We start from the raw sequence: 20,556 nt of genomic DNA, 5'->3' as shown, positions 1-20,556 counted from the left end.
GAATCATACTAGATAACGCCTGGCGGCCTTTGCGGCTCGCGGGCGCGCCGTCAGGCGGCCGGCGCGCTCGGTTACAATATGCGCCTCCAGGCGCGTTCCTGCACGGGCTTTCCGTCCGCGCGCCGTTCGTCTTTTCTGCACTTCATCGCCTGCGCGGCGCAACACGGTTTATGCACATCCATATCCTCGGCATCTGCGGCACCTTCATGGGCGGTCTCGCCGTCCTGGCTCGCGAGGCGGGCCACAAGGTCACGGGCTGCGACGCGGGCGTCTATCCGCCGATGAGCACGCAGCTCGAAGCGCAGGGTATCGAACTGATCGAGGGCTATGGCGTCGAGCAACTCTCGCTGGAACCGGATCTCTTCGTCGTCGGCAATGTGGTGTCGCGCGGCAATCCGCTGATGGAAGCCATCCTGGATCGCGGCCTGCCGTACACGTCCGGCCCGCAATGGCTCGGCGAGCACGTGCTGGCGGGCAAGTGGGTGCTCGCGGTCGCGGGCACGCACGGCAAGACCACGACGAGCTCAATGCTCGCGTGGCTGCTCGAAGACGCCGGCATGAACCCCGGCTTTCTGATCGGCGGCGTGCCGCTCAACTTCGGCATCTCCGCCCGTCTGACCGATTCCAGCTTCTTCGTCATCGAAGCCGACGAGTACGACACCGCGTTCTGCGACAAGCGTTCCAAGTTCGTCCATTACCGGCCGCGCACGGCCGTGCTCAATAACCTCGAGTTCGATCACGCTGATATCTTCCCCGATCTCGCCGCCATCGAAACGCAATTCCATCATCTCGTCCGCACGGTGCCGGGCGTCGGGCGCATCGTGTCGAACGGGCGCGAGGCGGCGCTCGAACGCGTCCTGTCGCGCGGATGCTGGTCGGGCGTCGAGCGTTTCGGCGTCGAAGGGGGATGGCAGGCGCTGCCCGCCCGCGACGGCGAACCCGTCGACGAGCAGTTCGCGGTCTACTGGGAAGGCGAGCGGCAGGGCGTCGTCGAGTGGCAGGTGCAGGGCGAGCACAATCGCATGAACGCGCTCGCGGCGATTGCGGCGGCGCGCTCGGTCGGCGTCCCGGCGGCGCAGTCGGTCAAGTCGCTGGCGGGTTTTCGCAACGTCAAGCGGCGCATGGAAGTGAAGGGCAGCGTCGAGGGCGTCACCGTCTACGATGACTTCGCGCATCATCCGACCGCCATCGAAACCACCGTCGCGGGCTTGCGCACGCGCATCGGCGATGCGGGCCACGCGCGTATCCTCGCCGTGCTCGAGCCGCGCTCGAACACGATGAAGCTCGGCACGATGAAAGCGCAGCTGCCCGCGAGCCTCGCCGGCGCGGATCTCGTGTTCGGCTACGGCGCGCGCGATGGCCGCGACAAGCTCGGCTGGGACCTGGCCGAAGCCTTGTCGCCGCTCGGCGACCGGGCGCAGGCCTTCAATGAAATCGAGCCGCTGGTGAAAGCGGTCGTAGGTGCGGCGCGCCCCGGTGACCACGTGCTCGTGATGAGCAACGGCGGTTTCGGCGGCGTACATCAGAAACTGCTCGATGCGCTGTCGGCGCGTCCGGGTCCGGGGACAACCGCAAGAGGCCCCGCGTGATTCTCTACCTGCACGGCTTTCGCTCGTCTCCCCAATCGTTCAAGGCGCGCATGATGCGCGCGCGCCTCGCGGAACTCGGCCGGCTGAGCGAATGGCAGTGCCCGGTGTTGCCGGTTTCCCCGTGCGACGCCATCGCGCTCGCGGAGTCCATCGGCGGCGCGGCGCAGCGGGACGATGTCACCGTCGTCGGCAGTTCGCTCGGCGGCTACTACGCCACCTATCTCGCCGAGAAACACGGCTGGCGCGCGGTGCTGCTGAATCCCGCCGTCATGCCCGACGTCGATCTCAGTGCGTATCTCGGCGAACAGCCGTTGTGGCACGGCGGCGGCACCATCACCGTGCTGCCGCGTCATCTGGACGAGCTTCGCGCGCTTCATGTCGATGCCGTCACGCGCCCCGAGCGCTATTTCCTGATTGCGGCGACCGGCGACGAAGTGCTCGACTATCGCGCGATGCTTGCGCACTATCCCGGCGTGCGCACGACGCTGATCGAAGGCAGCGATCATGCGATCAGCGACTTCGCCGACCATCTCGCCGATGTGCTCGCGTTCTGCGATCAGGCGCCGCGCGCCGCGCTGGCTCCCGCAGCTGCGTGATGCCCCATTCATACGCTGGCGCGCCCGCTGCGCGCCGGTCCACCGTCTTACGAGAGTATTGAGTGAACGTTTTCTTCGAGGAATCGGGTAGTTTCAAGGCCGGCTCGGTCTTGTCGAAACAGGGCGACGCGTTTCAGGTCGAGTTGCCGGGCGGACGCCGCGCCAAGGTCCGCGCGAAGGACGTGCTGATCGAGTTCGAAAAGCCCGCCGCGGGCGATCTGATGCAGGAAGCCGACGCCATCGCACAGGAGATCGACCTCGATTTCCTGTGGGAATGCGCGCCCGACGAGGAGTTTCCGTTCGCCGCGCTCGGCGCGGACTATTTCGGCGACAAGTTCGGCCCCGCCGAACGCGCCGCGCTCGTGCTGCGCATGCACGGCTCGCCGGTCTATTTCCGCCGCAAGGGGCGCGGGCAGTATCAGCGCGCGCCGCAGGAACAGTTGCAGATGGCGCTCGCGTCGCTGGAACGCAAGCGTCAGCAAGCGCTCGTGCAGGCCGGTTACGAAGAGGAACTGAAGGCGGGCAAGCTGCCCGAGGCGCTGAAGGGCAAGGCCATCGGCCTCTTGACGAAGCCGGACAAAAACTCGATCGAGTACAAGGCGCTCGAAGCCGCCGCCGCGGCGCGCGGCATTTCGCAGGCGCGGCTGATGCTCGAATGCGGCGGCATTCCGTCCGCGCGTGCGCTGCACGAGGCGCGTTTCCTGTCGGAGTACTTTCCGCACGGCGTCGGCTTTCCGGCGGTGCAGCCCGCGCCGCTGCCGGATGACCTGCCCGAAGCGCATGTGCAGGCGTTCTCCATCGATGACGTCACGACCACCGAAATCGACGACGCCTTCTCCGTCGAGCATCTTGCGGACGGGCGCCTGCGCATCGGTATCCACATCGCGGCCCCGGCGCTCGGCATCGCGCGCGGCGACACGGTCGATTCCATCGCGCGCAGCCGTCTGTTGACGGTCTACATGCCGGGCGACAAGATCACGATGCTGCCCGACAACGTCGTCGAGGTGTTCACGCTGGGCGAGGGCGGACTGCGTCCGGCGCTGTCGCTCTACATCATCGTGAATCGCGAGACGCAGGATATCGTCGCCACCGAAACGCGCGCCGAACGCGTGTTCGTGAAAAGCAATCTGCGGCACAACCATCTGGACGAGCACGTCACCGAGGAGAGCCTTGCCGCCGGCACAGGCGATTATCCGCACAAGGAAGACATCGCGGCGCTGTGGCCGCTCGCGCAGTCGCTCTTCGAGAAGCGTCAGCAGGCGCGCGCCACCTACGGCCTCAAGCGCGAAGTGCAGCGCAACAACGACTTCAACTTCTACGTCGAGGGCGAGCACATCACGATCACGCCGCGCCGCCGCGGATCGCCGCTCGATCTGATCGTCGCCGAGCTGGCCATTCTGGCGAATTCGTCGTGGGGCGCGTTTCTCAACGATCACGGCGTGCCGGGCATCTATCGCTCGCAGCGCGGTTTCGGCGGTCCCGGCCCGAAGCGCACGCGCATGCAGACGACGCCCGCGCCGCACGAAGGTCTCGGCGTTGCGCAATATGCGTGGAGCACGTCGCCGCTGCGCCGTTATGTCGACCTCGTCAATCAGTGGCAATTGCTCGCGTGCGTGCAGCACGGCGTCACCGCGAAGCTGGCCGCGCCGTTCAAGCCGAAGGATGCGGACTTGTTCGCGGTCGTGCAGGGCTTCGACGATACCTACAGCGCCTACGCCGATCACCAGCGCCGCATGGAGTATTTCTGGTGCCTGCGCTGGCTGAAGCAGGAGAACAAGCGGCACGTGCCGGCGTCGGTGGTGAAGGACGATCTCGTGCGTCTGGAAGAGATTCCGCTGATCCTGCACGTGCCCGGCCTCGGCGTGCATGCGCGCGGCACGCGGGTGATGCTCGAAGTCGTATCGATCGATGAACTGACCGTCGAAGCGTCGTGCCGCCTGCTGCACGTGATCGACGCGCCGTCCGCGAGCGCGCCCGTCGAGGAAGAAGAAGCCGAAGAAGAAATCATCGAGGCCGACGATCTCAGCGCCGAAAGCGAAGCCGAAGCGCAAGCGGAAGCTTCTGCCGAGCCGCAAGCATCAGCACCGGATTCCACGGAGCCGACGCAATGACCCAGCCTGCGCAAGCCGACCGCTATGCGGTCATCGGGAACCCCGTCGAGCACAGCAAATCGCCGTGGATTCACGCGCGTTTCGCCGGGCAAACGGGCGAGCCGGTCGAATACGGCCGCATTCTCGGGCCGCTCGGCGGTTTCGAGGCAGCGGTGAAAAGCTTCATCGCGTCGGGCGGGCGTGGCATGAACGTGACCGTCCCGTTCAAGCTCGACGCCCACGCTTTCGCCGATTCGCTCTCGCCGCGCGCGGCGGCGGCCGGCGCGGTGAACACGCTGTCGTTCAGCGACGACGGCGTGCGCGGCGACAACACCGATGGCGTCGGCCTCGTGCGAGACATCGAAGTGAATCTGGGCGTGAGTCTCGAAGGCGCGCGGATTTTGCTGCTGGGCGCGGGCGGCGCGGCGCGCGGCGTCGTGTTGCCGATTTTCGACCGGAAACCGGCTGCCCTCGTCATCGTCAATCGGACGGCGGCGAAGGCGCGCGAACTCGTCGCTCAGTTCGCAGCACGCGCGGAGGAAACCGGCGTAAGCCTTACCGGCGGCGGCGCGGACAGCGCCGATAACGCGCGTTACGACGTAGTCATCAACGCGACGGCCGGCAGTCTCGACGCCGCGCTCCCCGAATGCGACGACGCCGCGTTCGGCGCCGGCACGCTCGCCTACGACATGATGTACGGCCCGAAGCCCACTGTCTTCATGGAGCACGCGGAGCGCCTCGGCGCACGTGCCGCCGATGGTCTCGGCATGCTCGTCGAGCAGGCGGCCGAGTCGTTTTTCATCTGGCGCGGCGTGCGTCCGGACGGCGGCGCGGTGTTGCGCGAATTGCGCCACACGCTCGCGGCCAAAGCCTGATGACCACCGCGCCGGCCTCGAACCGCACGTCGCCGCGCTCGCGGCAGACGCGCCCAGCCGTGCGCCTCGGCCCCGCGCGATGGATCGCCTACGGCATATCGGTGTTCGTCATCGCGGCAATCGCGACGCAGCTCTACTTTTTCGCGCAAGTCGGCGTGTGGACGGTGCTGAATCCCGGTTCGACCGCGTTCATGCGCGCCGACGCGTGGGCGCTCGCGAAAGCCCGCCCCGGCACGCCGCTGCAACGGACGTGGGTGCCTTACGACCAGATATCGCGGAATCTGAAGCGCGCGATCATCGCGTCCGAAGATGCGAACTTCGTCAACAACAACGGCTATGAGACCGACGCCATCCTGCAGGCGTGGGAGAAAAACAAGGCGCGCGGAAGGATCGTCGCGGGTGGATCGACCATTTCGCAGCAGCTCGCGCGCAACCTGTTCCTGTCGCGCGAGAAAAGCTATCTGCGCAAGGCGCAGGAACTCGTCATCACGTGGATGCTCGAGTTCTGGATGGACAAGCAGCGCATCTTCGAGATCTATCTGAATTCGGTCGAATGGGGCAACGGCGTCTACGGCGCGGAAGCGGCGGCGCAGTATTACTACAAGACATCGGCGGCGAAGCTGACGGCCGGGCAAAGCGCGCGCCTCGCCGTGATGCTGCCGCGCCCCAAGTACTTCGACGATCATCGGAACTCGTCGTATCTCGCGGCGCGATCGCGCGTCATCGCGCGACGGATGGGCGCCGCCGAACTGCCCGAGTGATATTTAGTTGGCGTCGCTAAACATCGCAAAGCCCTGATCCGTCAGGGCTTTTTCTTTTTCCGGCGGCTTTCGGCTGTCAGCCGCGGTCCCAGTATGTGAACGAGACGATCACATATTGAATTATCGAGATAGCCGGAACTACAATCCGTGCAGGCTTTCGATGGAAGCGCCACGAAGCCCGCGCGCATGCACCGCTGACATGCGCGCATAAAAACAAATTCGGAGACACGTCATGCACTCGATCGCTCGCCCGCGCTCGCGGATTGCGTTGCACGATTCATCGGTTTTCCGCGCCGGCACGCGCCGGCCCGTCCAGGCGTCGCGGCTTTCGCGCGTTGCATGATTCGCGAGGGCGAGCCGACATGAGCGATCAGTCCACCAGCGCGACTCGCGCGCGCAGCAGCGCGAGCGGCCCACAGAATACCCCGCCGCACGGCCGCGATCCCGATGCCATCGCGCTGCCGAGCGCGCTCGTCGATATCACGCCGCAGCAGGCCGGCACGCAGACGCTTTTGCGCGGCCTCGCGATCCTCGAAGCCGCCGCGAACGGCGCGCGCGATCTGCGCTCGTTCAGCGCCGCGCTCGGCACGACGCGCAGCACGACGCACCGGCTCGTCAGCTCGCTCGTGCAGGCGCGCTACCTGCGGCAAGTGCAGGGCGGCTATCTACTCGGGCCGAAGCTGATCGAACTCGGCACCATCGCGCTGGAGCAGATGCCGCTGACCACCGTTGCGCGGCCGTATCTGCAGGCGCTTGCGCAGCATACGCAGGACACGATCCATCTCGGCGTGCGCGATGGCGACGACGTGCTCTACATCGACAAGATTCCCGGCACGCGCGGACTGGAGATGCGCTCGCGCGTCGGGCACCGGATGCCGCTCGCGTCGACGGGCATCGGCAAGGCGATGATGCTCGATCTCGAAAGCAACGCGTGGAAGAAGCTGCTGGAGGCGTCGCATCGCGCGCTCGCCCGCACGAGCTTCAAGCCGGATAACCGGCCGGACGTCGGCACGTTCGTGCAGCGCATGACGCGCTATTCGCAAGGCGGCTACACGTTCGACCTGGAAGAGAACGAAGCGTCGATTCGCTGCGTCGCCGCACCCGTGCGCGATGCGTCCGGGGCGATCGTCGCGGCGCTCTCGGTGGCGAGCACCATTCCGTATATGCCCGAGGAGCGCATGGAAGAACTGATTCCGATCGTGCAGCAGGAAGCCCGCGCGATTTCTTCCGAACTCGGCTGGCGCGCGCCGCAAGCCAGCCGCAGGATCAAGCGATGACCGCGCCTCCTGTTGCACCCGCGCTCGTCGCGCTCGACTGGGGCACGACCTCGCTGCGCGCCTATCTGCTCGGCGCGGACGGCGTCGCGCTCGACACCCGCGCATCGCCGGCAGGGATCATGAATCTGCCCGCGGGCGGCTTCGAGCAGGCGTTCGAAGAAACCTGCGGCGCGTGGCTCGACGCGCATCCCGCATTGCCGGTACTGGCGGCGGGCATGGTCGGCAGCGCGCAGGGCTGGGCGGAAGCGCCTTACGTGGACACGCCCGCCGATGCCGATGCGCTCGTCGCAGGCATCGTCGCCATCGAGACGGCGCGCGGCGCGACCGTGCGTATCGTGCCGGGCGTGCTCGAACGGGGCGTGCTGCCGAACGTCATGCGCGGCGAGGAAACGCAGATCGTCGGCGCGTTGGCGAGCGATGCATCGCTGAACGCGGAAGGCGGCGTGCTGATCGGCCTGCCAGGGACGCACGCGAAATGGGCGTTCGTGCAGGCGGGGCGCATCGAGCGCTTTTACACGTTCATGACGGGCGAAGTGTTCGGCGCGCTGCGCGACCACACGATTCTCGGCCGCACGATGCAGCAGGGCGCGGCGGCGGACGCATCGGCATTCGAGCGCGGCGTCGATACGGCACGCGATGCCGGTCATCCCGGCGTGCTCGCGACCATCTTCAGCACGCGCACGCTCGGTCTCACCGCGCAATTAACCCCGGCGCAACAGCCGGATTATCTGTCGGGCCTTCTGATCGGCCACGAACTGCGCGGCCTGTCGGAAGTGCTCGCGCGCGATCAGTCGTCGCTCGCGGGCCGGACGCTGCGGCTCATCGGCAACGAGACGCTTTGCGACCGCTATCGCGCGGCGCTCGCGCGCTTCGGCTGTCACGATGCCGCAACCGTCGCGAACGCCACCGAGCAGGGCCTATACCGAATCGCCGTGCAAGCCGGGCTCGTGCCAGCGCCCGCGCGCGCGGCCTGAGCAGCACGAGAAGGAGTCACGACGATGCAGCCACCCATCAATCTCCCCGCGCCGTATCAGATGCACGACGGTCTCGCGAAGGCGTTCGCCGCGTGTCCGCTGATCGCGATCCTGCGCGGCGTCACGCCCGCCGATGCCGCCGAGCACGGCCGCGCGCTCTATGAAGCGGGCTTTCGCATCGTCGAAGTGCCGCTCAACTCGCCGCAGCCGTTCGACAGCATCGCGGCGATCCGTCAGGCGTTGCCGGCCGATGCCATCGTCGGCGCGGGAACGGTGCTGCATCCGGGCTATGTCGACGACGTGAAGGCCGCCGGCGGCGAACTGATCGTGATGCCGCACAGCGACGGCGATGTCGTCCGCGCCGCCAAGGCGCTCGGGCTCGCGTGCGCGCCGGGCGTCGCCACGCCGAACGAAGGTTTCATCGCGCTGAAGAACGGCGCGGACGTGCTGAAGATGTTCCCCGCCGAACAGCTCGGCCCCACGGTCGTGAAGGCGTGGCGCGCGGTCATCGCGAAGGACGTGCCGCTCGTGCCGGTCGGCGGAATTTCGCCGGACAACATGGGGCCGTTCCTGACGGCGGGCGCGAACGGCTTCGGCCTCGGCTCCGCGCTCTACAAGCCGGGCCAGGGCGTGAAGGTGACGGCGCTTCATGCGAAGGCATTCGTCGGCGGGCTCGCCATCGCGAAAGGTGAGAAACGATGAACCGACTCGCCGGCAAGGTCGCGATCATCACGGGCGCGGGGCGCGGCATCGGTGCGGCGATCGCGCTGGCGTTCGCGCGCGAAGGCGCGGCGGTCGCGCTGGCGGAGCTGGACATCGAAACGGCAAAGGCGACGGCTGCGCGCATCGGACAGGAGACCGGCGCGGAACAGGTGCTGGCGGTGCCGACGGACGTGACGCAAAGCGCATCGGTGAAGGAAGCCGTCGCGGAAGCGGAAGCGCGGCTCGGCCCCGTCGACGTGCTCGTGAACAACGCCGGCATCAACGTGTTCTGCGATCCGCTCACGATGACCGACGACGACTGGCGCCGCTGCTTCGCTGTCGACCTCGACGGTGTCTGGAACGGCTGTCGCGCCGTGTTGCCGGGCATGGTGGCGCGCGGGCGGGGCAGCATCGTGAATATCGCGTCGACGCATGCGTTCAAGATTATCCCCGGCTGCTTTCCGTATCCGGTGGCCAAGCATGGCGTGATCGGCCTCACGCGTGCGCTCGGCATCGAATACGCGCCGAACAACGTGCGCGTGAACGCGATCGCGCCGGGTTACATCGAGACGCAGCTGACGCTCGACTGGTGGAACGAGCAGCCGGATCCCGCCGCCGCGCGGCAGGCGACGCTCGACCTGCAGCCGATGAAGCGCATCGGCCAGCCGCACGAAGTGGCGATGACGGCGGTGTTCCTCGCATCGGATGAAGCGCCGTTCATCAACGCGAGCTGCATCACCGTGGATGGCGGCCGCTCGGCGCTCTATCACGACTAGAACATGAAGAATGACGCACTCGCCGCGGTGCGGCAAAGGCGCTGACGCGCAAGTTGGATGTCGCGATGCGACGGCGGCACGAAAGTAACCAGCAGTCACGAGCAATAACAAGCAGCCACACACACCTTCGTAACGGCCCGTCACGCGGGCTTTTTGAGACAACGGGTAAAAACTCGGGAGACACAAGATGAAACGCAGACTGTTCCTCACGCTGATCGCCACCGCTGCCGCCACGAGCGCCACGATGATCGCCGCGCCCGTCGCGCAGGCCGCCGATGAAGTCAAGATCGGCTTTCTCGTAAAGCAGCCGGAAGAGCCGTGGTTCCAGGACGAATGGAAGTTCGCCGAGGCGGCCGCGAAGAACAAGGGCTTCACGCTCGTGAAGATCGGCGCGCCGTCGGGCGAAAAGGTGATGAGCGCCATCGACAACCTCGCCGCGCAAAAGGCGCAGGGCTTCATCATCTGCACGCCGGACGTGAAGCTCGGACCGGGCATCGTCGCGAAGGCGAAGGCCGACAAACTGAAGATGATGACCGTCAACGACCGCCTGGTCGATGGCTCCGGCAAGCCGATCGAGTCCGTGCCGCACATGGGCATCTCCGCGTACAACATCGGCAAGCAGGTCGGCGACGGCATCGCCGCCGAGATCAAGAAGCGCGGCTGGGACATGAAGGAAGTCGGCGCCATCGACGTGACCTACGAGCAGTTGCCGACCGCGCACGACCGCACGGCCGGCGCCACCGATGCGCTCGTCGCCGCTGGCTTTCCGAAGGCGAACATCATCGCCGCGCCGCAAGCGAAGACCGACACCGAGAACGCGTTCAACGCCGCGAACATCGCGCTCACGAAGAACCCGCAGTTCAAGCACTGGGTTGCGTATGCGCTGAACGACGAAGGCGTGCTCGGCGCGGTGCGCGCGGCGGAAGGCCGTGGCTTCAAGGCCGACAACATGATCGGCATCGGCATCGGCGGGTCGGATTCTGCGCTCAACGAGTTCAAGAAGCCGCAGCCGACGGGCTTCTTCGGCACCGTCATCATCAGCCCGAAGCGTCACGGCGAAGAGACGTCCGAACTGATGTACGCGTGGATCAAGGACGGCAAGACGCCGCCGATGCTCACGCTCACGACCGGCATGCTCGCCACGCGTGACAACGTGGCGTCGGTGCGTCAGCAGATGGGCCTGGCGTCGAACTAAGTCTTTTTCGCGGCAAGCGGGCCGCGCGTGCGGTCCGCTGAAAAACAGGAGGCGATGTGTCAGCGACGCTGCGTTTTGACAATATCGGCAAGGTGTTTCCAGGCGTGCGTGCGCTCGACGGCGTGTCGTTCGACGTCAATGCCGGCGAAGTTCACGGTTTGATGGGCGAGAACGGCGCGGGCAAATCGACCTTGCTGAAGATTCTCGGCGGCGAGTATCAGCCCGATTCGGGGCGCGTGCTCATCGACGAAAGGGAAGTGCATTTCGGGAGCGCGGCGGCATCGATTGCGTCGGGCATCGCGGTGATTCATCAGGAATTGCAGTACGTGCCGGACCTCACCGTGTCCGAGAACCTGCTGCTCGGCGCGTTGCCGAACCGGCTCGGCTGGGTCAACAAGAGCGCCGCGAAAAAGCACGTGCGCGAGCGGCTCGCAGCGATGGGCGTCGATCTCGATCCGAACGCGAAGCTGCGCAAGCTCTCCATCGCGCAGCGGCAGATGGTCGAAATCTGCAAGGCGCTGCTGCGCAACGCGCGCGTGATCGCGCTCGACGAGCCGACGTCGTCGCTGTCGCATCGCGAGACGGAGGTGCTCTTCAAGCTCGTGCGCGACCTGAAGGCCGACAAGCGCGCGCTCATCTACATTTCGCATCGCATGGACGAGATTTACGAGCTGTGCGATGCCTGCACGATTTTCCGCGACGGCCGCAAGATCGCATCGCACACGCGGCTCGCCGAAGTGCCGCGCGATACGCTCGTGCAGGAAATGGTCGGCCGCGAAATCAGCGACATCTACAACTACCGTGCGCGTCCCATCGGCGATGTGCGCTTCGCGGTGAGCAATCTTCAGGGCGATGCGCTTTCCGCACCGGCGAACTTCGAAGTGCGGCGCGGCGAGATCGTCGGGTTCTTCGGACTCGTCGGCGCGGGCCGCAGCGAACTGATGCATCTGGTCTACGGCGCGGACAAGAAAAAGGACGGCACGATCCGCCTCGACGGCCAGCCGATCAAGGTCCGCAACACCGGCGAGGCGATCCGTCACGGCATCGTGCTGTGTCCGGAGGATCGCAAGGAGGAGGGCATCGTCGCAATGGCGACGGTCGCGGAGAACATCAACATTTCGTGCCGGCGGCATTACCTGCGAGCGGGGCTGTTCCTCGATCGCAAGAAGGAGGCGCAGACGGCGGATCGCTTCATCCAATTGCTGAAGATCAAGACGCCGAGCCGCAGGCAGCGCATTCGTTTTCTGTCGGGCGGCAACCAGCAGAAGGCGATTCTGTCGCGCTGGCTCGCGGAGCCGGACCTGAAAGTCGTGATTCTCGATGAACCGACGCGCGGCATCGACGTGGGCGCGAAGCACGAAATCTATAACGTCATCTATCAACTGGCGGAGCGCGGCTGCGCGATCGTGATGATCTCCTCCGAACTGCCGGAAGTGCTGGGCGTGTCGGACCGGATCGTCGTGATGCGGCAGGGGCGCATCGCGGGCGAATTGCCGCGCGGTGAGGCCAACGAACAGTCGGTGCTGAATCTTGCGTTGCCGCAAGCCGAGACGGTCGCCAAGGCCGCGTGAAGGAACAAAAGGGACGAAAGGGAAAGAGGAGCGATAAATGGAAGCCAGAGAAAACATTGCGGTCGAAGCGGTAGCCAACGCGCTGATCCCGCAAAAGAACGACAAGCAGAAGTGGTGGCAGCAGGTCACGGAATACAGCCTCATCGTGATCTTCATCGTGATGTTCGCCACGATGTCGCTGACGGTCGATCATTTCTTCTCGATCGAGAACATGCTCGGCCTCGCGCTGTCGATCTCGCAGATCGGCATGGTCGCCTGCACGATGATGTTCTGCCTCGCCTCGCGCGACTTCGACCTGTCGGTGGGATCGACGATCGCGTTCGCCGGCGTGCTCTGCGCGATGGTGCTGAACGCGACGAACAACACGTTCATCGCGATCATCGCGGCGGTGGCGGCAGGTTCGGTGATCGGCTTCGTGAACGGCGCCGTGATCGCTTACCTGCGCATCAACGCGCTGATCACCACGCTCGCGACGATGGAAATCGTGCGCGGCCTCGGCTTCATCGTGTCGCACGGTCAGGCGGTGGGCGTGTCGTCGGATACGTTCATCGAACTCGGCGGCCTCTCGATGCTCGGCATTTCGCTGCCCATCTGGGTCACGCTCGCGTGCTTCGTCGTGTTCGGCGTCTTGCTGAACCAGACCGTGTACGGGCGCAATACGCTCGCCATCGGCGGCAATCCGGAAGCGTCGCGGCTCGCGGGCATCAACGTGGAACGCACGCGCGTGTGGATTTTCCTGATTCAGGGCGCGGTGACGGCGCTTGCCGGCGTTATCCTTGCTTCGCGCATCACGTCGGGGCAGCCGAACGCGGCTCAAGGCTTCGAACTCAACGTGATTTCGGCGTGCGTGCTCGGCGGCGTGTCGCTGCTCGGCGGGCGCGCGACGATCTCGGGCGTCGTGATCGGCGTGCTCATCATGGGCACCGTCGAGAACGTGATGAACCTGCTCAACATCGACGCGTTCTATCAGTACCTCGTGCGCGGCGCGATCCTGCTCGCCGCGGTGTTGCTCGACCAGTTGAAGAACCGCGGATCGCGGGATTAATCGGGGAGAGATATGGCAATCGACAGCAAACTCGCACGCTATCCGAGCCTTGCCGGCAAGACGGTGCTCATCACGGGCGGCGCGACCGGTATCGGCGCGGGCTTCGTTGAGCACTTCGTCGATCAGGGCGCGAAGGTCGCGTTCTTCGATATCGACACCGCCGCGGGCGAAGCGCTCGCGGACCAGCTTGGCGCATCGGCGGGCGCGGACCGCGTGCGTCCGATGTTCCTGCGCGTCGATCTCACCGACATCGACGCGTTGCGCCAGGGCATCGCCGATGTGCGCAGCGCGCTCGGACCGATCGGCGTGCTCGTCAACAATGCGGCCAACGATCAGCGCCACGCGATCGCGGACGTGACGCCCGAGTACTACGACGCGTGCATCGCGGTGAACATCCGCCATCAGTTCTTCGCGGCGCAGGCGGTCATCGAGGACATGAAGCAACTCGGCGGCGGCTCGATCATCAATCTCGGCTCCGTGAGCTGGATGCTGAAGAACAGCGGCATGCCGGTGTATCTGTCCGCGAAATCGGCGGTGCAGGGCCTGACACGCGGCCTCGCGCGCGATGTCGGCAAGTTCGGCATCCGCGTGAATACGCTCGTGCCGGGCTGGGTGCTCACCGAAAAGCAGAAGCGCCTCTGGTACGACGAGGCCGGCAAGATCGCGCTCAAGCAAGGGCAGTGCATCGACGGCGAACTGCTGCCGCATCACCTCGCGCGCGCGGCGCTCTTTCTCGCTTCCGACGACAGCAGCATGATGACGGCGCAAGACATGATCGTGGATGCGGGGTGGTCCTGATGAGTGGAATCGCTGCGCAACTGTTGATCGACAGCCGATGCACGCTCGGCGAAGGCGCGACGTGGTGCGCCGCGAGCGGGCGCTTCTGGTGGACCGACATCGAGGGCAAGCGCCTGCTGCGCCACGACCCGCGCGACGGCCAGACCGATTCGTTCGCGATGCCCGAGCGCCTTGCGTGCTTCGCGCTGTGCGCCGATCCGGGCGTGCTGTTGCTCGGTCTCGCGTCGCGGCTCGCGTTCTTCGAGATGGCGTCGGGGAGGATCGAGACGATCGTCGAAGTCGAAGCGCATCTGCCGACGCGCCTCAACGATGGCCGCTGCGATCGGCAAGGGCGTTTCGTGTTCGGCACCAAGCACGATGTCGATGACGCCGAGCCGATCGGCGGCTTTTATCGGCTGAACCTCGACTTGTCGCTGGAACGTCTGCCGCTCGGTGATTTCGCAATCAACAACAGCACCGCGTTCAGCCCCGACGGCGCGACGATGTACTACTGCGATACGCCGACGCGTCGGATTCGCGCGTGCGATTATCCGGGCTTCGGCAATCAGCGCGTGTTCGTCGAATTGACGGACGACACGGGCTTCCCCGACGGCTCGACGGTCGATGCCGACGGCGGTCTCTGGAACGCGCAATGGGCCGGCCGGCGCGTCGTGCGTTATGCGCCCGATGGCCGCGAGACGGCGCGCATCGCGGTGCCGAGCGCGCAGCCGAGTTGCGTTGCGTTCGGCGGGGCATCGCTCGATACGCTCTTCATCACGACCGCGCGCGCCGGCCTCGGCGAAGACGCGCTCAACGCCGATCCGCACGCGGGCGGCATTTTCACCGCGCAGCCCGGCGTGCGCGGCATCGCGGAACCGGTGTTCGCCGGCAAACGGAACGGATAAAACGAGGCGGCGCGCGATGACGCGCCGCCCGCTCTGGCCCCGGCGACGCCGGGTCGGTCGCCTCTCGATGGAGCACGAGTCATGACTGTTGCGCGCACGGAGCAAGGGCTGAAATCCGCATCGACGACATCCACCGCGCAGGCGAACGCACGCCGCTCGCGTCTCGCCGCCGCCGCCGAACCGCCGATCCGGCCCGGCCCCAGCACCGCCGTCGTGGCGATCGGCGGCGCGTGCGTCGAAGGCTGCATCACGCTGGCGAACGCGCACTTGCGGCTCGATGTCGCGCCGGCGCTCGGCGGCGGCATCACGCGCTTCGACTGGCGTCACGAAGGCGCGCTCGTGCCGATTTTCCGCCCGTGCGCGAATCCCGGTCCCGGCACCGATCCGAACGACCTCGCGTGCTATCCGCTGCTGCCGTATTCCAACCGCATCGGCAACGGCCACTTTCAGTTCGCGGGACGCGCGATCGACGTGCCGCGCAATCGCCCCGGCGAACCGCTGCCGCTGCATGGCGACGGCTGGCTCGGCGCGTGGCAAGTCGAGGAGGAAGCGGCCACGCGCGTGCGCCTCACGCTCGATCGCCGCGACGGCAGGCCGTATTCGTTTCACGCGGGACAGATCTACGCGCTCGAAGACGCGACGCTCGTCGTCACGCTCGACGTGCGCAATACCGGCAATGAAGCGCTGCCCTTCGGTCTCGGGCTGCATCCGTTCCTGATGCGCGAAGCGGATACCGAGCTTTCGGCCGCGGCGGGCGGCCTCTGGCTCTGCGGCGACGACTGGCTTCCCGTGCGTCATGTTCCCGCGCCGCCCGCGTGGCAGTTCGGCGTCGCCTATCCGATGCCATCGGAGATGGTCAACAACGCGTTCACCGGCTGGAGCGGACGCACGAGCGTGCTGTGGCCGAAGCGGCGCCTCTCGCTGACCATCGCTGCCGATACCGATTACTACGTGCTCTACGCACCGCCCGGCGAGGACTTCTTCTGCTTCGAGCCGGTCGATCACCCGATCAACGCGGTGAACTTGCCTGGCGGCGGCGAGGCCAACGGGATGACCGTGCTCGCGCCCGGCGAGCGGCTCGCGCGTGAGTTCCGGTTCACGGTCGAGCGCACCGGGGAAGCCGCGCGCCGTGCGAGGCCGCGCACCCGCGCAGGGACGAAAGCGCGAGGCCGCGCGGCGCCTGCCCGTTGAGTCGGTCCGGGACGCGACGCCCGCGCAAGATAAAATGCGTGGCACCGACGTTCACCGACTCTTCCCATGTCCTTCATTCAATCGCTCAACGCCGCGTGGTCGCGGACTCAATCGCTCCTGTGCGTCGGCCTCGATCCCGAGCCGTCGAAGTTTCCGGGCGCGCTCAACGGGCGTCCCGACGCGATCTTCGAGTTCTGCAAGAACATCGTCGACGCCACCGCGCCGTATGCGTCGTCGTTCAAGCCGCAGATCGCGTACTTCGCCGCGCATCGGGCGGAAGACCAGCTCGAAGCACTGATCGCGCATATCCATGAAAAGCACGCCGGCATTCCGGTGATCCTCGATGCGAAGCGCGGCGATATCGGCAGCACGGCGGAGCAGTATGCGCGTGAAGCGTTCGAGCGCTATTGCGCCGATGCGGTCACGGTGAATCCGTACATGGGCTTCGATTCCATCGAGCCGTATCTCGCGCATGAAGGCAAGGGCGTGATCGTGCTGTGCCGCACGTCGAACGCGGGCGGCTCGGACCTGCAATTCTTGACGACGGTCGATGGCCTGCCGCTGTATCAGGTCGTCGCGAAGCTCGCGGCGACGAAGTGGAACGACAACGGCCAGCTCGGGCTCGTCGTCGGGGCGACGTTTCCGAAGGAGATCGAAGCGGTGCGGGGCATCGTCGGCGACATGCCGTTGCTGATTCCGGGCATCGGCGCGCAGGGCGGGGACGTTGAAGCCACCGTGCGCGCCGGGCGCACCGCGAACGGCACGGGCATGCTCATCAACTCGTCGCGCGCAATCATCTACGCCGGCAAGGGCGACGACTACGCGAGCGCAGCGGCCGGGGCGGCGAAGAAGACGCGCGATACGATCAACGAATATCGGTGAGCATGCGCGCTCACGCGTCGGGTATCGGCGTGAAAAGCGCCTGAATGTCCTCTTCCGAGAAGCGGGCCACCGCGCCCGCATCTTCCGACAGGATGCCCGCCGCGAGCGCGGCTTTCTTGTCCTGCATCGCCAGAATCTTCTCTTCGATGCTGCCCGACGCCACCAGCTTGTAGACGAACACCGGCTTGTCCTGCCCGATGCGATGCGCGCGGTCCGTCGCCTGATTTTCGGCGGCCGGGTTCCACCACGGATCGTAGTGAATGACGGTATCGGCGGCGGTCAGGTTCAGGCCGACGCCGCCCGCCTTCAAGCTGATCAGGAAAACCGGCGCTTCGCCCGACTGGAACGCGCGCACGGGCGCGGCGCGATCGGCGGTATCGCCCGTCAGCGTGACATAGGCGATGCCGGCTTCGTCGAGCGCCGCAGCGATGATCCCGAGCATGCCGGTGAACTGGGAGAAGACCAGCACGCGCCGGCCTTCCTCGATCAGCGCGGGCAGCATCTCCATCAACAGCGCGAGCTTCGCCGATTGCTTCACCTGCTTCGCGCCCGCGAGCTTGACGAGCGATGGATCGCAGCACACCTGCCGCAGCTTCAGCAGCGCGTCGAGCATCAGGATATGACTGCGCGCGAAACCCTGTTTCGCGATGGCCTCGCGCACTTTCTGCTGCATCGCCGAGCGCACGGTTTCATAGAGATCGCGTTGCGCGCCTTCGAGATCGACCGTTCGCACGATGGTCGTCTTGGCGGGCAGTTCGGTCGCCACTTCGTCCTTGCGACGGCGCAGCATGAACGGCCGCACGCGCCGCGCGAGCAGATCGCGGCGCGCCTGATCGTTCTGCTTTTCGATGGGCTTGCGCCAGCGGCTCGCGAAATCCTTTTGCGTGCCGAGGAAGCCGGGCAGCAGGAAGTCGAACTGCGACCATAGCTCGCCCAGGTGATTTTCGAGCGGCGTGCCGGTGAGACACAGCCGGTGACGCGCGTCGATCGTGCGGATGATCGCCGCCGCCTTGCTCGATGCGTTCTTCACGTATTGCGCTTCGTCGAGAATCAGCACGTGATATGCGTTGAGCGCGAGGGCTTCGTGATCGCGCCACAGCAGCGGATAAGTGGTGATGACGACATCGTGCTCCGCGATGCTCGCGAAACGCTGCTGCCGCTGCGGTCCTTGCAGATTCAGCAGCCTGAGCGTCGGCGCAAACCGGCGCGCCTCGTCCTGCCAGTTGTTGACGAGCGTCGTCGGAACCACGATCAGCGCCGGACGGTCGAGCCGGCCCGCCTCATTCTCCACGAGGATGTGCGCGAGCGTCTGCACGGTCTTGCCGAGGCCCATGTCGTCGGCGAGGATGCCGGCGAGATCGTGCTCCCGCAGGAATTGCATCCATTCGAGCCCTTCGCGCTGATAGTCGCGCAGACTGGCTTTCAGGCTCTTCGGCGCTTTGATCTTGCGCGGGCCGCGCGCGCCTTGCAGCCGTCGCGCGAGTTCGAGCACGGATGTGTCGCCGTGAAATTGCCAGCGCAGCGTTTCGTCGTGTCCGGTGAGGCGGCCGGCTTCGAGCGGCGGCAAGCGCAAGGGCTCGCTCACGTCGGGCGTGCGGCCGTCGAAGAGGTCGATCAACGTCTTCACGAGCGGCTTAAGCCGCGCCGCGCGCAGCCTGACGCGCCGGCCTTCGTCGGTGCGGAATTGAATCGGCTCGGCGTCGTCGATGGCGTCCATGCCGCCGTTCAGCCAGCGCGAGTCGCGCTGCAGCAGTTCAGCCAGCAGCGGTTCGAGACGGACGGGCCGCTGTTCCACCGTGATGCCGAGTTTCAGGTCGAACCAGCCGGCATCGCTGGCGCGCGCGACGGCATCGATGGCTTCCACTTCGATTGCATCGAAGCGCGAGTTGCGCGCAATAACCACGAGCCAGCCGGCGTCACGAAGCGCGGGAACGTGCGTATCGAGGAACGGCTGCCATCCGTCGCGATCGGCCATGATGAAGCCGCCTTCGTAACGCGAATCTTCATGGCGTCCCGACGCGGTGGTGATCGGCTGCAGACCTGCATCGATCAGGCGACGGATGCAGTCTTGCTCCAGACCGGCGCGGCGCGCGACCTGGACGAGTTCGTCGTCGGCTGTGCGGACGAGCACTTCCGTCGCGTCGGATGGAATCACGATGCCGCCGTAATCGAAGCCGAGCGACGCCACGTCGATTTCGATGGCCGGCGCATTGAGCTTGCGCGGCGGCTCGAGCGTGAAGGTGTCGAGCGTGAGCACCGGCGCCGGCGTGACGTCGATGACGCGCAGTCCCGATCGTGCATCCGCAGGCGGCGCGGGAAACGCGGGCGCGAACTCGCTCAACGATGCGCGCACGACAGCGCTTTCGCGCGCGGTCAGCGGCGGCATGTCGAGATAATCGGAGAGCAGCGTTTCGGGGATGGGCGCGTCGATGGCGCCGGTTTCGTTCGCGAGGGCATCGATGTACCACAGCGGCTCGGTGCGCAGCAGGACGTCGGCATCGGGATCGAGCCCGAGCAGCGCCTGGACACGGTCGCCGTCGCACGGCATCCATTCGATCGCGGCGCGGCGGCGCGCGCCTTCGGACAGGGGCGTGTCGAGTCTCATCGACCGCGTGTCGGCTTCGAAGTAAAGCCGGCCGGTCGCGAGCATCATCTTCCAGATGAGCGCGCCCTTGGGTCCGGTCAGCGAGTAATGTCCGGCCGAATAGGTGCGTTCGGTTCTGAGCGCGCGAAGGATCGCGTCATCGTCGGGCGTCACGAACTTCGGCGGGTTCTGCCAGGCCTGATAGTTCGGAGACCAGCTTTCGGTCGCGCGGATCGCGCCATCGACGCCCAGCCGCGCCTTGAACGTGACGAGTTCGATCACGCCAGGTTCGAGCGCCGCGGGCGCGAGCACATAAAGGATTCGATGCACCGCGCCGCTCGCGGGCTTGCGCGCGGTTTCCTGCGCCACTTGCACGCGCTGGGCTTCTTCGACTTTCGCGCGAAAGGCCGACAGCCACTGTTCGACTTCCGGTCGCACGCCCTTTCTGGCTGCCCGCTCCCGATGTTCGATGGTCGCAAGCAGCGTGGCCGCGATGTGCTTGCACCCGTAGATGACAGGACAACTGCACGATCCATGCGGCTTGCCGCTGTGAAACACGATCTCGACGACGTAAGGAATCGATTCGGTGCCTTGCACGCGAGCCACGATGGCGCCGCCGCTCACGCGGATATGCGAGACCGCGCCGACATAGCCAAGCGCCTTGTCGAATGTGGCGCGGCCCATCCATTTGGCTATTTGTTCTTCAGTGCAGGCGGGCCAGCCGGCCGATTCGTGTCGCGTCTGATTCATGAACTCACTCTGCTCG

Annotated in this window: 17 protein-coding genes; 16 read left to right on the top strand and 1 reads right to left on the bottom strand. The window is 66.1% G+C overall.

Annotated features, from left to right (window positions below):
- Positions 1–170: 170 nt before the first annotated feature.
- From mpl to pyrF, 16 genes are all read left to right on the top strand, one after another.
- Positions 171–1,589, top strand: a complete 1,419-nt coding sequence (gene mpl / locus P9255_RS16795; protein WP_309764053.1) for a UDP-N-acetylmuramate:L-alanyl-gamma-D-glutamyl-meso-diaminopimelate ligase — start codon at positions 171–173, stop codon at positions 1,587–1,589.
- Complete coding sequence (locus tag P9255_RS16790; protein ID WP_309790132.1) at positions 1,586–2,185, top strand: YqiA/YcfP family alpha/beta fold hydrolase; 600 nt, start codon at positions 1,586–1,588, stop codon at positions 2,183–2,185. The genes mpl and P9255_RS16790 overlap by 4 nt, the downstream gene beginning before the upstream one ends.
- A 62-nt stretch (positions 2,186–2,247) precedes the next feature.
- The gene (locus tag P9255_RS16785; RefSeq protein WP_309790131.1) at positions 2,248–4,296 is read left to right on the top strand and encodes an RNB domain-containing ribonuclease; all 2,049 of its coding nucleotides are present in this window, start codon (positions 2,248–2,250) and stop codon (positions 4,294–4,296) included.
- Entirely contained in the window at positions 4,293–5,150 is an 858-nt protein-coding gene (gene aroE, locus P9255_RS16780) for a shikimate dehydrogenase (RefSeq protein WP_309790130.1), read from the top strand. Before P9255_RS16785 ends, aroE begins: the two co-directional genes overlap by 4 nt.
- On the top strand, positions 5,150–5,911 hold the full coding sequence (gene mtgA / locus P9255_RS16775) for a monofunctional biosynthetic peptidoglycan transglycosylase (RefSeq protein ID WP_309790129.1): 762 nt from the start codon (positions 5,150–5,152) through the stop codon (positions 5,909–5,911). The genes aroE and mtgA overlap by 1 nt, the downstream gene beginning before the upstream one ends.
- Before the next feature lie 362 nt (positions 5,912–6,273).
- Positions 6,274–7,188 (top strand): IclR family transcriptional regulator, encoded by a 915-nt coding sequence (locus tag P9255_RS16770; RefSeq protein ID WP_309764058.1) that lies wholly within the window; start codon positions 6,274–6,276, stop codon positions 7,186–7,188.
- Positions 7,185–8,162, top strand: a complete 978-nt coding sequence (locus P9255_RS16765) for a 2-dehydro-3-deoxygalactonokinase (RefSeq protein WP_309790128.1) — start codon at positions 7,185–7,187, stop codon at positions 8,160–8,162. Before P9255_RS16770 ends, P9255_RS16765 begins: the two co-directional genes overlap by 4 nt.
- Positions 8,163–8,186: 24 nt before the next feature.
- A complete protein-coding gene (locus P9255_RS16760; RefSeq protein WP_309764060.1) occupies positions 8,187–8,864 on the top strand; it encodes a 2-dehydro-3-deoxy-6-phosphogalactonate aldolase in 678 nt (225 codons plus the stop codon).
- Positions 8,861–9,640, top strand: a complete 780-nt coding sequence (locus P9255_RS16755) for an SDR family oxidoreductase (protein WP_309764061.1) — start codon at positions 8,861–8,863, stop codon at positions 9,638–9,640. Before P9255_RS16760 ends, P9255_RS16755 begins: the two co-directional genes overlap by 4 nt.
- 187 nt (positions 9,641–9,827) lie before the next feature.
- Entirely contained in the window at positions 9,828–10,835 is a 1,008-nt protein-coding gene (locus tag P9255_RS16750; protein ID WP_309790127.1) for an arabinose ABC transporter substrate-binding protein, read from the top strand.
- Positions 10,836–10,891: 56 nt separating this feature from the next.
- Entirely contained in the window at positions 10,892–12,406 is a 1,515-nt protein-coding gene (gene araG / locus P9255_RS16745) for an L-arabinose ABC transporter ATP-binding protein AraG (protein ID WP_309764063.1), read from the top strand.
- Between the two features lie 37 nt (positions 12,407–12,443).
- Complete coding sequence (gene araH, locus P9255_RS16740; RefSeq protein WP_309764064.1) at positions 12,444–13,451, top strand: L-arabinose ABC transporter permease AraH; 1,008 nt, start codon at positions 12,444–12,446, stop codon at positions 13,449–13,451.
- A gap of 12 nt (positions 13,452–13,463) precedes the next feature.
- Complete coding sequence (locus tag P9255_RS16735) at positions 13,464–14,249, top strand: SDR family oxidoreductase (RefSeq protein WP_309764065.1); 786 nt, start codon at positions 13,464–13,466, stop codon at positions 14,247–14,249.
- Entirely contained in the window at positions 14,249–15,133 is an 885-nt protein-coding gene (locus tag P9255_RS16730) for an SMP-30/gluconolactonase/LRE family protein (protein WP_309764066.1), read from the top strand. Before P9255_RS16735 ends, P9255_RS16730 begins: the two co-directional genes overlap by 1 nt.
- An 81-nt stretch (positions 15,134–15,214) precedes the next feature.
- Complete coding sequence (locus P9255_RS16725) at positions 15,215–16,324, top strand: aldose 1-epimerase (protein ID WP_309764067.1); 1,110 nt, start codon at positions 15,215–15,217, stop codon at positions 16,322–16,324.
- 66 nt (positions 16,325–16,390) lie between these two features.
- Complete coding sequence (pyrF, locus tag P9255_RS16720; protein WP_309790126.1) at positions 16,391–17,206, top strand: orotidine-5'-phosphate decarboxylase; 816 nt, start codon at positions 16,391–16,393, stop codon at positions 17,204–17,206.
- A 10-nt stretch (positions 17,207–17,216) separates the two neighbouring features.
- Here pyrF and P9255_RS16715 read toward each other — a convergent pair whose 3' ends face one another.
- A complete protein-coding gene (locus P9255_RS16715; RefSeq protein ID WP_309790125.1) occupies positions 17,217–20,540 on the bottom strand; it encodes a DEAD/DEAH box helicase in 3,324 nt (1,107 codons plus the stop codon).
- Between the last annotated feature and the right edge of the window lie 16 nt (positions 20,541–20,556).

It is taken from the genome of Caballeronia sp. LZ019, from assembly GCF_031450825.1.
Classification (GTDB): Bacteria; Pseudomonadota; Gammaproteobacteria; order Burkholderiales; family Burkholderiaceae; genus Caballeronia.
The sequence above is the reverse complement of the archived record's forward strand: the minus strand, read 5'-3'. Positions and strand labels throughout refer to the sequence as shown.

Coding starts and splice junctions, on each gene's coding strand:
- mpl (WP_309764053.1), top strand. CDS start 171: ATGCACATCCATATCCTCGGCATCTGCGGCACCTTCATGGGCGGTCTC.
- aroE (WP_309790130.1), top strand. CDS start 4,293: ATGACCCAGCCTGCGCAAGCCGACCGCTATGCGGTCATCGGGAACCCC.
- mtgA (WP_309790129.1), top strand. CDS start 5,150: ATGACCACCGCGCCGGCCTCGAACCGCACGTCGCCGCGCTCGCGGCAG.
- P9255_RS16770 (WP_309764058.1), top strand. CDS start 6,274: ATGAGCGATCAGTCCACCAGCGCGACTCGCGCGCGCAGCAGCGCGAGC.
- P9255_RS16765 (WP_309790128.1), top strand. CDS start 7,185: ATGACCGCGCCTCCTGTTGCACCCGCGCTCGTCGCGCTCGACTGGGGC.
- P9255_RS16760 (WP_309764060.1), top strand. CDS start 8,187: ATGCAGCCACCCATCAATCTCCCCGCGCCGTATCAGATGCACGACGGT.
- P9255_RS16755 (WP_309764061.1), top strand. CDS start 8,861: ATGAACCGACTCGCCGGCAAGGTCGCGATCATCACGGGCGCGGGGCGC.
- P9255_RS16750 (WP_309790127.1), top strand. CDS start 9,828: ATGAAACGCAGACTGTTCCTCACGCTGATCGCCACCGCTGCCGCCACG.
- araH (WP_309764064.1), top strand. CDS start 12,444: ATGGAAGCCAGAGAAAACATTGCGGTCGAAGCGGTAGCCAACGCGCTG.
- P9255_RS16735 (WP_309764065.1), top strand. CDS start 13,464: ATGGCAATCGACAGCAAACTCGCACGCTATCCGAGCCTTGCCGGCAAG.
- P9255_RS16730 (WP_309764066.1), top strand. CDS start 14,249: ATGAGTGGAATCGCTGCGCAACTGTTGATCGACAGCCGATGCACGCTC.
- P9255_RS16725 (WP_309764067.1), top strand. CDS start 15,215: ATGACTGTTGCGCGCACGGAGCAAGGGCTGAAATCCGCATCGACGACA.
- pyrF (WP_309790126.1), top strand. CDS start 16,391: ATGTCCTTCATTCAATCGCTCAACGCCGCGTGGTCGCGGACTCAATCG.
- P9255_RS16715 (WP_309790125.1), bottom strand. CDS start 20,540: ATGAATCAGACGCGACACGAATCGGCCGGCTGGCCCGCCTGCACTGAA.